This is a genomic window from Pseudomonas inefficax (genome assembly GCF_032164165.1).
Taxonomy (GTDB): domain Bacteria; phylum Pseudomonadota; class Gammaproteobacteria; order Pseudomonadales; family Pseudomonadaceae; genus Aquipseudomonas; species Aquipseudomonas inefficax.
Genome location: NZ_CP134401.1, coordinates 2,294,891 through 2,309,129 on the forward strand (window position 1 = coordinate 2,294,891; position 14,239 = coordinate 2,309,129).

Here is a 14,239-nt window from a genome sequence, read left to right on the forward strand (position 1 = left end):
CGAAGGCAACACCGACCCTGTGGGAGCGGGCATGCCCGCGAACACCGGCGTAGCCGGTGCCAGCCTCCGCGTTGGATTCTTCGCGGGCACGCCCGCTCCCACAAAGGCCGCGCCAACCCCACCGGCAAACAAAAAAGCCCCGGCTCATACGAGCCGGGGCTTTTTTGTGTCGCCAGGCAGCAATCAGCCGTTGAACACATCATCCACGCTGGTCAGCGGGTAGTGCTTCGGATACGGCAGGGTAGCCACGCCGGATTCGATGGCAGCCTTGGCCACAGCATCGGAAACAACGGTGATCAGGCGGGCGTCCAGCGGCTTCGGAATGATGTACTCACGGCCGAACTCCAGGCCTTCCACGCCGTAGGCTTCGCAGACTTCCTTCGGCACTGGCAGCTTGGCCAGGTCTTTCAGGGCGATGGCGGCAGCGATCTTCATTTCTTCGTTGATGCGCTTGGCGCGAACGTCCAGGGCACCGCGGAAGATGAACGGGAAGCCCAGTACGTTGTTGACCTGGTTCGGGTAGTCGGAACGACCGGTAGCCATGATCACGTCGTTGCGAGTGGCGTGCGCCAGCTCTGGCGAGATCTCCGGGTCCGGGTTCGAGCAGGCGAACACGATCGGGTTGGCAGCCATCGACTTCAGGCCTTCGGCGCTCAGCAGGTTCGGGCCGGACAGGCCTACGAACACGTCGGCACCGTCGAGTGCGTCAGCCAGGGTGCGCTTGTCGGTAGCGTGGGCGAACTGCGCCTTGTACTGGTTCAGGTCGTCACGGCCAGCGTGAATCACGCCACTGCGGTCGATCATGTAGATGTTCTCGACCTTGGCGCCCATGCTCACCAGCAGCTTCATGCAGGAGATGGCGGCAGCGCCGGCACCCAGGCAGACGATCTTGGCGTCTTCCAGCTTCTTGCCGGCGATTTCCAGGGCGTTGATCATGCCGGCCGCAGTCACGATGGCGGTACCGTGCTGGTCATCGTGGAATACCGGGATGTCGCACTGTTCGATCAGGGTGCGCTCGATTTCGAAGCACTCAGGCGCCTTGATGTCTTCGAGGTTGATGCCACCAAAGGTGATCGAGATGCGGCGAACGGTGTCGATGAACGCCTGCGGGCTTTCCGATTCCACTTCGATGTCGAACACGTCGATACCGGCAAAACGCTTGAACAGAACACCCTTGCCTTCCATGACCGGCTTGGAAGCCAGTGGGCCGAGGTCACCCAGACCGAGGATGGCGGTGCCATCGGAAATCACCGCAACCAGGTTGCCTTTGCCGGTGTATTTGTAAGCCAGCTCTGGATCACGGCCGATTTCACGCACGGGCTCAGCAACACCTGGGCTGTAGGCCAGGGCGAGGTCACGGGCGGTGGCGGTGGGCTTGGAAAGTTCGACGCTCAGTTTCCCCGGACGAGGTTGAGCGTGATATTCGAGAGCGGCGGTTTTCAGGTCTGACATGGTGGGCATTCCGCTATTTACTGTTCTGACGGACCGCCGAGGATACGCAAAGAGCCGGGGAGTCACAAGACTGGTCGGTCACTTGTGTCAAGGCCTTTAGCCTACGACTTTACGCTATAACCCACGGGGCATACGGCTAACAGTGTGTACAATCCAGTAGCGAAATGTCTACATCTTTTAGCCTGAAATGCGCTCCAACATGCTCGGATCGGTCAATGGCAACACCCAGCGTCGCTGCCCGGGCCTGAGGCCGCCCTTGCGGGAACGATCCAGCACCCAACCACGCGCCTCGACCTGGCGTCCCTTGAGGTTATCGAAGAAGCTGGCGGGGAAGTTACGCTGCAGACGAGCGGGAACCTGCAGCACCACGGCACCGTCCAGGTTCAGCCAGATTCCGCCACGGTTGCGCTCCACGCTTTCGATGCGGCCCGCAATGACCGCGAAACCCGAGCGCCTCACATCCCCCGCGCGCACCACCGGCGAACGGCGCCACAGGCCGGAGCCAGCCTTGCGCGCAGCGTGTTCGGCAAGCTGCTGGCATGCACTGAGGCGCACGTTGGGGGCAACCGCGACGCGATAGCCCAGGCCCTCGCTGAGCAACTGTGCTTCGATATTGTCGCCATTGCGGCCGTAGATATGCGCCAGCGTCCGGCCGTATTTGTCCTTGGCCTCGATACCTGGCTCCAGCCCTACACGCCCGTCGCTAGCCTTGACCAAGGCCTGCAAACGCTGCCTGGCGGCCTCGGCATAGGGTTCGCTGGTGCGCCCGTTGCGGCCGATCTCCGGGGTGTTTATGCCGATCAGGCGCACGCTGCGGCCATCGACCAGGCGCAAGGTATCGCCATCGACCACCTGGCGCACCGCCACCTGCTGCGGGCTGTCCGGTAGCGGGCAGAACGCCAGGGCCGGGAAATGCCAGATGACGCCCATAAAAAAGGCGCCCACAAGGGGCGCCTTTTTTTGCAGCAATGCGAAACCCGAGGGGTTCGCCATGCGCATGATTACTTCTTGGTACCGAACATACCGAAGCGATCGGCGAACTTCTGTACGCGACCACCGGTGTCCAGGACTTTCTGCTTACCGGTGTAGAACGGGTGGCACAGGTTGCAAACGTCGATCGACAGGGTGCTGCCCAGTGTCGAACGGGTTTCAAACTTGTTGCCGCAGCTGCAGGTGACTGCAACTACTTCGTAGTTCGGATGAATATCTGCTTTCATGGTCACTTCCTCGAGCTGCGTGCCGCCACCCAACACCAATTGTTGAATACCGCACGTAATTAGGCGGCGAATAATACCAGAGCATCACGCCAACGCAAGTTGTCGCTTGCACCGACCGTCGTCTGCTAGGCTCGCCAGTCTTTGAAACGCCCTCCGAGACTTTCCGCGTGTCCGACGTCATCCTGCGCCTTGCCCTGCCCTCTCCGCTGCGTCGCCTGTTCGACTACAAGGCGCCGGCGAGCATGGCGCGCCAGGCCTTGGCCCCGGGCATGCGCATTCGCGTACCATTCGGACGCCGCGAAATGATCGGCGTGCTGGTGGAGGTGTGCGAACAGAGCGAAGTGCCCGCAGACAAGCTCAAGCCGGCCAGCGCCCTGCTCGACCCGGTATCGCCGATTCCGCCAGCACTGTTCAAGTTGTGCCTGTGGACCGCCCAGTACTACCAGCACAGCCTGGGTGACACGCTGAGCTGGGCCCTGCCAACCTTGCTGCGCCAGGGCGAACCTGCCGAGATGCGCCAGGAGCGCTTCTGGCACGTCGCCCCCGGCGCCCGCCTGGAAGACCCGCGCATCGCCCGCGCACCGCGCCAGCGCGATGCCCTCAAGACTCTGGGCCAGCACCCGCACGGCGTGGCCCACAGCCTGCTGGCCAAGCTCAACCTGAACAAGGACAGCCTCGACCTGTTGCTGGCCAAGGACCTGGTGCAGATCGAGGTCCGCCGCCATCTGCCGGCGCTGCGCCACGAACACTGGCTGGCACAGCCGGAACTGCCGCTCAACGAAGAGCAACGCGACGCCTTCGACGCCGTGCGCGAAGGTCTTGGCGGTTTTGGTGCCTTCCTGCTGGCGGGTGTCACCGGCAGCGGCAAGACCGAGGTGTACCTGCAGCTGATACGCGAAACACTCGAAGCCGGCAAGCAGGCACTGGTGCTGATCCCGGAGATCAACCTCGGCCCACAGACCCTGGCCCGCTTCGAGCAACGCTTCAACGCCCGCATCGCCCTGCTGCACTCGGCGGTAAATGACCGCGAACGCCTGGATGCCTGGCTGGCAGCCCGGGATGGCGAGGCCGACATCATCATCGGCACCCGCTCGGCGCTGTTTACGCCGATGAAGAACCCCGGCCTGATCATCATCGACGAGGAGCACGATGGCTCCTATAAACAGCAGGAAGGCCTGCGCTACCACGCCCGCGACCTGGCATTGGTACGTGCCCACCAGGAAAACATCCCGATCCTGCTCGGTTCCGCCACGCCATCACTGGAAACCCTGCACAACGCCCTGACCGGTCGCTACCGCCTGCTGCGCATGAACCAGCGCGCTGGCGGCGCTCGCCCGCCGCGCATGCTGCGCCTGGATGTGAAGAGCCTGCCGCTGGACAGCGGCATCAGTGGCCCACTGCAGCAGGCCATCCGCCAAACCCTGGAGGCAGGCCAGCAAGTGCTGGTGTTCCTCAACCGCCGCGGCTTCGCCCCGACCTTGCTGTGCCACGATTGCGGCTGGCTGTCCGAATGCCCGCGCTGCGATGCGCGCATGACCGTGCACCAGCGTTCCGGCGTGCTGCGCTGCCACCATTGCGGCTATGACGAGCGCCTGCCGCAACAGTGCCCGCAGTGCAACCACGTTGACCTGCGCCCGGTCGGCGCCGGCACCGAGCGCGCCGAGGAGCGCCTGAAAGTGCTGTTTCCGGATTACCCGATCCTGCGGGTGGACCGCGACAGCACGGCGCGCAAGGACGCCATGCACAACCTGTTCAGCACCATCCAGCGCGGCCAGCCAAGCATCCTCGTAGGCACCCAGATGCTCGCCAAGGGCCACCATTTCCCGCGGGTGACCCTGGTGGCCATCCTCGATGCCGATGGCGGGCTGTTCTCCGGCGACTTCCGCGCCAGCGAACGCATGGCACAGCTGATCGTGCAGGTTGCCGGGCGGGCCGGGCGAGCCGAGGAACCCGGCAAGGTCATCATCCAGACCCACCTGGCCGACCATCCGCTGCTGGTGCAGCTTACCGAGCAGGGCTACTTCGCCTTCGCCGAACAAGCCCTGGACGAACGCCGCGCCGCCGGGCTGCCGCCTTACTCGCACCTGGCGCTGCTGCGCGCCGAAGCGCACAAGCCCGGGCAGGCCGAAGGTTTCCTCGACGAGGCCTGCGCCGCTGCCGAGCGCCTGGTGGCCGAACAGCGCCTGCCGGGCATCGAGCTGCTGGGCCCCGTGCCGGCACCGATGGAGCGCCGCGCCGGGCGCTTCCGCGCACAACTGTTGATACAGGCCAACACCCGGGCGCCCTTGCATCGACTGATCAGCGCCTGGTTGCTAGTGTTGGAGCAGATGCCGAGCGGGCGCCAGGTGCGCTGGTCGCTGGATGTCGACCCGGTAGACCTGTACTGATTTTTGGGGCTGCTTTGCAGCCCATCGCGACACAAGGCCGCTCCTATCCAAGTACCTCCTGTAGGAGCGGCCTTGTGTCGCGATGGGCCGCAAAGCGGCCCCAAAGGTTGGCAACCTGCTCCCGGCAACGGATAATGCCCAGTTTTTCCACCTGCGCATCCAAGCGCTCCACCGCGCTTGCGGTCGAAAAGAGATCCCCATGAAAGACACCATTCGCCAGCTGATCCAGCAAGCCCTCACCCAACTCGTCACCGACGGTGTGCTGCCTGAAGGGCTGTCGCCGGCGATCCAGGTGGAAAACGCCCGGGACAAGACCCACGGCGACTTCGCCAGCAACATCGCCATGATGCTGGCCAAGCCGGCCGGCATGAAGCCACGCGACCTGGCCGAGAAACTGATCAATGCCCTGCCGGCCAGCACCGACATCAGCAAGGTCGAGATCGCCGGCCCCGGCTTCCTCAATTTCTTCCAGAACACCGACGCCCTGGCCAACCGCCTGGATGCCGCACTGGCCGACGCCCACCTGGGCGCGCGCAAGGCCGGCCCTGCGCAGAAGGTGGTGATCGACATGTCGGCACCCAACCTGGCCAAGGAGATGCATGTCGGCCACCTGCGTTCGACCATCATCGGCGACAGCGTGGCGCGCGTGCTGGAATTTCTCGGCGATGAAGTGATCCGCCAGAACCACGTGGGCGACTGGGGCACCCAGTTCGGCATGCTGCTGGCCTACCTGGAAGAAAACCCGATCACCAGCGACGAGCTGTCGGACCTGGAAAACTTCTACCGCGCCGCCAAGAAGCGCTTCGACGAATCCGAAGAATTCGCCACCCGCGCCCGTGGCCTGGTGGTCAAGCTGCAGGCCGGCGACCCGGACTGCATGGCCCTGTGGACGCGCTTCAAGGACATTTCGCTGTCGCACTGCCAGAAGACCTACGAGCTGCTCAACGTCAAGCTGACCATGGCCGACGTGATGGGTGAAAGCGCCTACAACGACGACTTGGCCAACGTGGTCGCGGACCTCAAGGCCAAAGGCCTGCTGGTCGAAGACCAGGGCGCCCAGTGCGTGTTCCTCGACGAGTTCAAGAACAGCGAAGGCGAACCACTGCCGGTGATCGTGCAGAAGGCTGACGGTGGCTATCTGTACGCCACCACCGACCTGGCCGCCGTGCGCTACCGCAGCAACGTGCTCAAGGCGGACCGCGCCCTGTACTTCGTCGACCAGCGCCAGGCCCTGCACTTCAACCAGGTGTTCGAAGTTGCACGCCGCGCAGGCTTTGTCGGCCACCCGATGCAGATGGAACACATGGGCTTCGGCACCATGAACGGCGCCGATGGCCGCCCGTTCAAGACCCGCGACGGCGGTACAGTGAAGCTGATCGACCTGCTCACCGAGGCCAAGGAGCGCGCCTATGCGCTGGTCAAGGAAAAGAACCCGAGCCTGGCCGACGAAGAACTGCGCCACATCGGTGAAGTGGTAGGCATCGGCGCGGTGAAGTACGCCGACCTGTCCAAACACCGCACCAGCGACTACAGCTTCAACTTCGAGCTGATGCTCAACTTCGAAGGCAACACCGCGCCTTACCTGCTGTACGCCTACACCCGCGTGGCCGGCGTATTCCGCAAACTGGGCAAAGGCTTCGATGAAGTCGAAGGCAAAATCGTGCTGCAGGCTGCCCACGAGCAGGACCTCGCCGCGCGCCTGGCGCAGTTTGGCGAAATCCTCAACAACGTCGCCGACAAGGGCACGCCGCACGTGCTGTGCAGCTACCTGTACGACCTGGCCGGCCTGTTCTCCAGCTTCTACGAGAACTGCCCGATCCTCGCCGCCGAAACCCCGCAGCAGCAGCAGAGCCGCCTGCGCCTGGCAGCCCTGACCGGCCGCACCCTCAAGCAAGGTCTGGAACTGCTCGGCCTGGAAACCCTGGAGCGCATGTAAGTTGGCTGCCAAGAAAAAACCCGCACCCAAACGCGGCGCCAGCCGCCAGACGGCGCCGGCCAAACAGCCGATCCCCGGTTGGGTTTGGCTGGCGGTCGGCCTGACCGTAGGCGCGTTCATCGTGTTCCTGATGAAGCTCGAGCCCGGTGGCGAAGACATCAAGCGCACCAAGCCCGAGCAGCAGAAGGCGGAGAAAGTGGCCGAAGCCGGCAAGCCGGCACAGGCCACTGCGCAACAGCCGGTGAAGCCGAAGTATGACTTCTACACGCTGCTGCCGGAGTCCGAGGTAATCGTGCCACCGGAGGCCGTGCCAGAGAAAACGCCACCTGTACCGGCCCAGCCGGTGACACCGGTGACGCCGGCCGAAGCGGCGAAGATCGACACGGCGCGAGCCCAGGCGGCGCTGATGGGGCAGACCCCGCCACCGGCACCGCCGGTGATCAAGCCGGCGGCAACCACCCAGTTCTTCCTGCAGGCTGGTTCGTTCCGCAAGCAGGCCGATGCCGACAAGGTGCGCGCGCAGATCATCCTGCTGGGCCAGTCGGTGAAGGTGGAGTCGGGCACGGTCAAGGATGAAACCTGGTACCGCGTGCTGGTCGGCCCATTCAGCAACCGTGAACAGCTGACCGGGGCGCAGAAGCAGCTGGCCGGGGCAGGGTTCAGCAACCTGTTGCTGCAGCAGCGGCAGACCCGTCAGTAACAAAGAAGGCCTTGCCGCTTCGGTGCGACAAGGCCTTTTTCATGGACGCTTCTGGCCTCTTCGCGGGTAAACCCGCTCCCACAGGCACCGGAAACCCTGTGGGAGCGGGTTTACCCGCGAAAAATTTCAACGCAAGGCATTCCGCTCGGACACCTGGCTGTTCAATGTCCAAAAGTCATACAGCACCCCCACCAGGAACAGCCCGCCAGTAAAGAAGTAGATGATCGCGGTGATCCACTTGCCCTGATACAGCCGGTGCAGCCCAAACACGCCGAGGAAGGTCAGCAGGATCCAGGCGATGTTGTAGTCAATGCGCCCGGACTGGAACCTGAGGTCGGCTTCACGGTCCATGGACGGGATCAGGAACAGGTCGATCAGCCAGCCGATGCCCAGCAGGCCCAGGGTGAAGAACCAGATGGTGCCAGTTACGGGCTTGCCGTAATAGAAACGGTGCGACCCGGTAAAACCGAAAATCCATAGCAGGTAGCCAATGGTCTTGCTGTGGGTGTCGTGAAACGGCGCCCCCTGTTGATAACTGTTCATGCATAGCCCCCGTGGGTTATCCGAAAATTTTCTAAGAAAAAATGTGACTTTCTGGTCGCAGCCCGACGTACGGCATCTGGGCAATCGACCAACGGGCCAAAGATTGATCAAAAAGCTGTTATAAAGTTGCGCGCCCAACACATAACTATTCATAAGAGCTTCATCTATGCCGCCTTTACTCAAGACATGGCTGACCCTCTGCCTATTATTGCCCCTGGCCGCCCACGCCACCAATCGTGAGCAACGTCTTCCCAATGGGTTTACCGGCTACACCTCCAATGCCTCGGTAAGACACGCACCGGTCAAGCAGGCCGCGCTGCGTAGCCGTCCAAGCAATGCCGCCAGCAGCCGCAGCGTGCCCGGCGTACCGGTCGCAGCCATGTCGCCAAAGCAGAGCAGCGATGTGCTCAGCCGTGCGGTGAATGTGCTCGGCACCCCTTATGTCTGGGGCGGCAGCAGCCCGAAGAAAGGCTTCGACTGCAGCGGGCTGGTCAAGTACGCCTTCAACGACGTCGCCGACGTCGACCTGCCGCGCACCTCCAATGCCATGGCCCAGGGCCACGGCGTCAAGGTGGCCAAGGGTGACCTGAAGCCAGGTGACCTGATCTTCTTCAACATCAAGAGCCGCCGGGTGAACCACGTCGCCATCTATCTGGGCAACGATCGCTTCATCCATGCACCACGCCGTGGCAAGCGGGTAAGCATCGACACCCTGAGCAAGCCTTACTGGCAGAAGCATTACGTGGTGGCCAAGCGAGTGCTGCCGAAAGAACAGCAGCAGCTGAACCTGGCCAAGCGCTGAGCGGACCGGCGCTTTCCTGTACTGGCCCCTCCGCGGGTAAACCCGCTCCCACAGGTACACCACAGCATTCGAAGGCAGTGTTATCCCTGTGGGAGCGGGTTTACCCGCGAAAGGGCCGGCACGGGCGCTACAAATTCTTGATCAGCCCTCGCTCTCTCAACCCCCGCATCGCTCCCTCCATCGTCCGCATCCCGTCCGCACCACCCGCCTGCATCACCGAATACAACTGCGCCATCCGCCCTTCCCGAACAAGGTTACGCACCGCTGGCGTCACCACCAGCACTTCCCGCGCAGCAACCCGCCCACCGCCCGCACGCCTGACCAGCACCTGCGCCACCACCAGCCGCAACGACTCGGCCAGCATCGTCCGCACCAGTGGCTTCTCTTCGGCAGCGAACACCTCCACCAGCCGGTCGATACTGTTCACCGCCGATCGCGTATGCACTGTCGCCAGTACCAGGTGCCCGGTCTCGGCCGCGCGCAAGGCCAGGCGAATGGTTTCCAGGTCGCGCAGCTCACCGATCATGATCACATCCGGGTCCTGGCGCAGGGCACTGCGCAGCCCTTGGGCGAACCCACCGCAATGGCGGCCAACCTCACGCTGGTTGACCAGGCTGCAATGGCTGCTGTGGATAACTTCCACAGGATCTTCGAGGGTGATGATATGCAAAGCCCGATCGCGGTTCAGACGGTCCAGCAGTGTCGCCAAGGTGCTGGACTTGCCGCTGCCGGTCGGCCCACCCACGAGGATCAGGCCATCGCTGCACTGCGCAACAGCTTGAAACACATCCCCCAGGTCGAGCTCATCGAGCGTGGCGATATGCCCCGGGATCAGGCGAAAGGTGGCCGCAGGGCCATGCAACTGGCGAAACAGGTTCAGCCGAAAGCGCCCCAGCGCCGGCAATTCCAGCGCCAGGTCCAGCTCATCTCCCTGGGCCCACTGTCGGCGCTGGTCTTCATCCAGCATCGGCGCCATGCCTTCGGTCAAGGCGGCCGGGCCCAAGGTCGGCAGGGCCATGCGCTGCAGCTCGCCATCCAGGCGCAACATCGGTATCTGGCCCGCCGCCAGGTGCAGGTCGGAAGCCCCCGCATCCACGGCCCGGACCAACAGGTCGGTCACATCCATGAGACTCCCCAAAGGCCTTCAAGTAGGTAGAATGCCGCAAACCCCACAGCCGCCGGCATCAGTCCATGTCCACCCTAGCAGACAACCTTTCCGCTATTTCCGCCCGTATCGCCAGCGCTGCCCAGGCTGCCGGGCGTGATCCGGCCAGCGTCCAGTTGCTGGCCGTGAGCAAGACCAAGCCAGCCAGCGCCATCCGCGAGATCCACGCCGCCGGCGTGTGCGATGTCGGGGAAAACTACCTACAGGAAGCGCTGACAAAGCAGCAGGTACTCAGCGACCTGCCCTTGATCTGGCACTTCATCGGCCCCATTCAGTCGAACAAGACCAAAGCCATCGCCGAGCATTTCGACTGGGTACATTCCGTGGACCGCCTGAAGATCGCCCAACGCCTGTCGGAGCAGCGCCCAGCCGGGGCGCCACTGAACATTTGCCTGCAGGTGAACGTCAGCGGCGAAGACAGCAAGTCTGGCTGCGCCCCCGCCGACCTGCCGGCCCTGGCCAAGGCGGTAGCCGCACTGCCCAACCTGCGCCTGCGCGGGCTGATGGCCATTCCCGAACCTACCGATGACCGCGCCGCCCAGGAAACCGCCTTCGCCACCCTGCGCCAGTTGCAGGAAGGCCTTGACCTTGGCCTGGACACCCTGTCCATGGGCATGAGCCACGACCTGGAAGCTGCCATTGCACAGGGTGCGACCTGGGTGCGTATCGGTACCGCCCTGTTCGGCGCCCGCGACTACGGGCAGCCCTGATTCCATGCTTTACTCACTCTTTCCCACAAGGACCTGACATGAGCAAGACTCGTATTGCCTTTATCGGCGCCGGCAACATGGCCGCCAGCCTGGTCGGTGGTCTGCGTGCCCAGGGCCTGGACGCCTCGCAGATCCGCGCCAGCGACCCGGGCGCCGAGACCCGCAGCCGCATCCAGGCCGAGCACGGCATCGAAACCTTCGAGAACAACGCCCAGGCCATCGATGGTGCCGACGTCATCGTCCTGGCGGTCAAGCCGCAGGTCATGAAAGCCGTGTGCCAGGCCCTGCAACCGAACCTGCAGGATGGCCAGCTGATCGTTTCCATTGCCGCCGGCATCACCTGCGCCAGCCTGCAGAGCTGGGTCGGCGCTCGCCCGGTGGTGCGCTGCATGCCCAACACCCCGGCACTGTTGCGCCAGGGCGTCAGCGGCCTGTATGCCACCGCGCAAGTATCCAGCGAACAACGCCAGCAGGCCGAGCAATTGCTGTCGGCCGTGGGCACCGCCCTGTGGCTGGAGCAGGAACAGCAACTGGACGCCGTGACCGCCGTCTCCGGCAGCGGTCCGGCGTATTTCTTCTTGCTGATCGAAGCCATGACCGCGGCGGGCGAAAAGCTTGGCCTGCCACGTGAAACCGCCTCCCAGCTGACCCTGCAGACAGCCCTGGGCGCCGCACGCATGGCGGTTGCCAGCGATGTCGATGCCGCCGAACTGCGCCGCCGTGTCACCTCGCCTGCCGGCACCACCGAAGCGGCGATAAAGTCGTTCCAGGCCAGCGGCTTCGAAGCCATCGTCGAACAGGCGCTGCAGGCTGCGGCTACACGTTCCGCCGAGCTGGCCGAACAACTGGGCAAATAAGGAGCCTTAGATGAATGCACTGTCCGGCGCCGCGATCTTCGTGGTGCAAACCCTGGTCAGCCTGTACTTGGTGATCGTCCTGCTGCGCTTCGTGCTGCAGCTGGTCAAGGCCAACTTCTACAACCCGCTGTGCCAGTTCGCCGTGCGCGCCACCCAGCCGCTGCTCAAGCCGATTCGCCGGGTCATCCCCAGCGTCGGTGGGCTGGATACCTCGTCACTGCTGTTGTCGGTGGTCATCCAGGCGCTGCTGATGGCTTTCGTGCTGATGGTCACCTACGGCACCTTCGGTGACATCCTGCATCTGCTGATGTGGGCCATCATCGGTATCACCTCGCTGTTCCTGAAGATTTTCTGGGTGGCGATGATCGTCATGGTGATCGTGTCCTGGGTTGCTCCCAACAGCCACAACCCGGCGGCCGAGCTGGCCTACCAGATCAGCGAACCGGTGCTGGCACCGTTCCGCCGCATCGTGCCAAACCTGGGCGGCATGGACATCTCGCCGATCTTCGCCTTCCTCGCGATCCAGGTAATCCAGTCGTTCGTCATGCCACCGCTGGCCGCCTACGCCGGCATGCCGCAAGAGCTGTGGCGGATGATCTGAGCCCCACCTGCCCTTGGTTGCTTCCAGCGACAAGCCTCTGCTTGCCGCTGGGGGTAGCGCTCTTTAGACTTACGCCTCCGTCAAGCGTGAGCAGGGTCGATGTCCACTGTCTTTCCCGAAGATTCCGTCGGTCTGGTAGTACCGCAAACCGCCCGGTTCGATGAACCGCTGGCACTGGCCTGTGGCCGCTCCCTGGCCAGTTACGAGCTGGTCTACGAGACCTATGGCACCCTGAACGCCAGCGCGAGCAACGCCGTGCTGATCTGCCATGCCCTCTCCGGCCACCACCATGCCGCTGGCTACCATGCCGCCACCGACCGCAAGCCAGGCTGGTGGGACAGCTGCATCGGCCCTGGCAAGCCGATCGACACCAACCGCTTCTTCGTGGTCAGCCTGAACAACCTGGGCGGCTGCAACGGCAGCACCGGCCCCAGCAGCGTCAACCCGGCTACCGGCAAGCCCTACGGTGCCGACTTCCCGGTGCTGACCGTGGAAGACTGGGTGCACAGCCAGGTGCGCCTGGCCGAGCGTCTGGGCATCCAGCAGTGGGCCGCAGTGGTCGGTGGCAGCCTGGGTGGCATGCAGGCACTGCAGTGGACCATCAGCTACCCCGAGCGCGTGCGCCATTGCGTCGACATCGCCTCGGCGCCCAAGCTGTCGGCACAGAACATCGCGTTCAACGAAGTGGCACGCCAGGCCATTCTCACCGATCCGGAATTCCATGGTGGTTCGTTCCAGGACCAGGGCGTGATCCCCAAGCGCGGCCTCATGCTGGCGCGCATGGTCGGCCACATCACCTATCTGTCGGACGACTCGATGGGTGAAAAATTCGGCCGCGAGCTGAAGAGCGACAAGCTCAACTACGACTTCCACAGCGTCGAATTCCAGGTCGAGAGCTACCTGCGCTACCAGGGCGAGGAGTTTTCCGGGCGCTTCGACGCCAACACCTACCTGCTGATGACCAAGGCGCTGGACTACTTCGACCCAGCCGCCGCCCAGGGCGGCGACCTGGCGGCCACCCTGGCCCACGTCAAGGCGGATTACTGCATCATGTCGTTCACCACCGACTGGCGCTTCTCCCCGGCCCGTTCGCGCGAGATCGTCGACGCTCTGATGGCTGCGCGCAAGAACGTCTGCTACCTGGAGATCGACTCGCCTTACGGGCACGATGCCTTCCTGATCCCCACGCCTCGCTACATGCAGGGTTTCTCGAACTACATGAACCGCATTGCCATCTGAGGACAGCATGAGAGCCGATCTGGAAATCATCCACGACTGGATCCCCGCCGGCAGCCGGGTACTCGACCTGGGCTGCGGCAGTGGCGAACTGCTGGCCTCGCTGCGCGACCGCAAGCAGGTCACCGGCTATGGCCTGGAGATCGACCCCGACAACATCGCCGCCTGCGTGGCCAAGGGCGTCAACGTCATCGAACAGGACCTGGACAAGGGCCTGGGCAACTTCGCCAGCAACAGTTTCGATGTGGTGATCATGACCCAGGCCCTGCAGGCCGTGGAGTACCCCGACCGCATCCTCGACGAGATGCTGCGCGTGGGCCGCCAGTGCATCATCACCTTCCCCAACTTCGGCCACTGGCGTTGCCGCTGGTACCTGGCGACCAAAGGCCGCATGCCGGTTTCGGACTTCATGCCGTACACCTGGTACAACACGCCGAACATCCACTTCTGCACCTTCGCCGACTTCGAAGAGCTGTGCCACGAGCGCCGCGCCAAGGTGCTAGACCGCCTGGCGGTCGACCACTTGCACCGCAACGGGTGGGGTGGCCGGCTTTGGCCTAATCTTCTAGGTGAGATCGGCATCTACCGCGTCAGCAGCCCGGGCCTGCAAGAACATCAGCTCGCGGTCTGACG

General features: G+C 63.7%; 14 protein-coding genes. 9 read left to right on the top strand and 5 right to left on the bottom strand.

Translation table 11 applies throughout. The features are described 5' to 3' along the window. Window positions 1-183: 183 nt before the first annotated feature. From RIN61_RS10230 to rpmE, 3 genes are all read right to left on the bottom strand, one after another. Window positions 184-1,452, bottom strand: coding sequence for a malic enzyme-like NAD(P)-binding protein (locus tag RIN61_RS10230; RefSeq protein ID WP_252378394.1), 1,269 nt, complete (start codon window positions 1,450-1,452; stop codon window positions 184-186). A 177-nt stretch (window positions 1,453-1,629) separates the two neighbouring features. Further along, window positions 1,630-2,451 (bottom strand): thermonuclease family protein, encoded by an 822-nt coding sequence (locus tag RIN61_RS10235; RefSeq protein ID WP_313857018.1) that lies wholly within the window; start codon window positions 2,449-2,451, stop codon window positions 1,630-1,632. A gap of 2 nt (window positions 2,452-2,453) precedes the next feature. Then, complete coding sequence (gene rpmE / locus RIN61_RS10240; RefSeq protein WP_046613534.1) at window positions 2,454-2,669, bottom strand: 50S ribosomal protein L31; 216 nt, start codon at window positions 2,667-2,669, stop codon at window positions 2,454-2,456. A gap of 167 nt (window positions 2,670-2,836) precedes the next feature. Between rpmE and RIN61_RS10245 the strand changes: the two genes are divergently transcribed. The 3 genes from RIN61_RS10245 to RIN61_RS10255 all read left to right on the top strand — a co-directional run bounded on the left by RIN61_RS10245 (window position 2,837) and on the right by RIN61_RS10255 (window position 7,692). Further along, on the top strand, window positions 2,837-5,056 hold the full coding sequence (locus RIN61_RS10245) for a primosomal protein N' (RefSeq protein ID WP_313857021.1): 2,220 nt from the start codon (window positions 2,837-2,839) through the stop codon (window positions 5,054-5,056). A gap of 199 nt (window positions 5,057-5,255) precedes the next feature. Further along, window positions 5,256-6,992: an arginine--tRNA ligase gene (gene argS / locus RIN61_RS10250; RefSeq protein WP_215520524.1), complete on the top strand. Its 1,737-nt coding sequence runs from the start codon at window positions 5,256-5,258 to the stop codon at window positions 6,990-6,992. A 1-nt stretch (window position 6,993) separates the two neighbouring features. Continuing rightward, on the top strand, window positions 6,994-7,692 hold the full coding sequence (locus RIN61_RS10255) for an SPOR domain-containing protein (RefSeq protein ID WP_112249676.1): 699 nt from the start codon (window positions 6,994-6,996) through the stop codon (window positions 7,690-7,692). Window positions 7,693-7,818: 126 nt separating this feature from the next. Here RIN61_RS10255 and RIN61_RS10260 read toward each other — a convergent pair whose 3' ends face one another. Next, a complete protein-coding gene (locus tag RIN61_RS10260) occupies window positions 7,819-8,235 on the bottom strand; it encodes an NINE protein (RefSeq protein ID WP_112249678.1) in 417 nt (138 codons plus the stop codon). A gap of 166 nt (window positions 8,236-8,401) precedes the next feature. Between RIN61_RS10260 and RIN61_RS10265 the strand changes: the two genes are divergently transcribed. After that, on the top strand, window positions 8,402-9,037 hold the full coding sequence (locus RIN61_RS10265) for a C40 family peptidase (protein ID WP_112249680.1): 636 nt from the start codon (window positions 8,402-8,404) through the stop codon (window positions 9,035-9,037). A 127-nt stretch (window positions 9,038-9,164) separates the two neighbouring features. On the opposite strand, the gene RIN61_RS10270 is transcribed toward RIN61_RS10265, so the two are convergent. Further along, the gene (locus RIN61_RS10270; RefSeq protein ID WP_112249682.1) at window positions 9,165-10,163 is read right to left on the bottom strand and encodes a type IV pilus twitching motility protein PilT; all 999 of its coding nucleotides are present in this window, start codon (window positions 10,161-10,163) and stop codon (window positions 9,165-9,167) included. A 65-nt stretch (window positions 10,164-10,228) separates the two neighbouring features. Here RIN61_RS10270 and RIN61_RS10275 point away from each other — a divergent pair, with 65 nt between their 5' ends. The 5 genes from RIN61_RS10275 to metW all read left to right on the top strand — a co-directional run bounded on the left by RIN61_RS10275 (window position 10,229) and on the right by metW (window position 14,237). Continuing rightward, window positions 10,229-10,912, top strand: a complete 684-nt coding sequence (locus RIN61_RS10275; protein WP_112249684.1) for a YggS family pyridoxal phosphate-dependent enzyme — start codon at window positions 10,229-10,231, stop codon at window positions 10,910-10,912. A 38-nt stretch (window positions 10,913-10,950) separates the two neighbouring features. Continuing rightward, window positions 10,951-11,769 carry a pyrroline-5-carboxylate reductase gene (proC, locus tag RIN61_RS10280; RefSeq protein WP_112249686.1) on the top strand — a complete coding sequence of 273 codons (819 nt, stop codon included), beginning with the start codon at window positions 10,951-10,953 and terminating at the stop codon, window positions 11,767-11,769. Window positions 11,770-11,779: 10 nt separating this feature from the next. Beyond that, window positions 11,780-12,370 (top strand): YggT family protein, encoded by a 591-nt coding sequence (locus RIN61_RS10285; protein WP_013974619.1) that lies wholly within the window; start codon window positions 11,780-11,782, stop codon window positions 12,368-12,370. Window positions 12,371-12,469: 99 nt separating this feature from the next. Next, complete coding sequence (gene metX, locus RIN61_RS10290) at window positions 12,470-13,609, top strand: homoserine O-succinyltransferase MetX (protein WP_046613543.1); 1,140 nt, start codon at window positions 12,470-12,472, stop codon at window positions 13,607-13,609. Window positions 13,610-13,616: 7 nt separating this feature from the next. Continuing rightward, window positions 13,617-14,237, top strand: coding sequence for a methionine biosynthesis protein MetW (gene metW / locus RIN61_RS10295; protein WP_110632944.1), 621 nt, complete (start codon window positions 13,617-13,619; stop codon window positions 14,235-14,237). The last annotated feature ends 2 nt before the right edge of the window (window positions 14,238-14,239 follow it).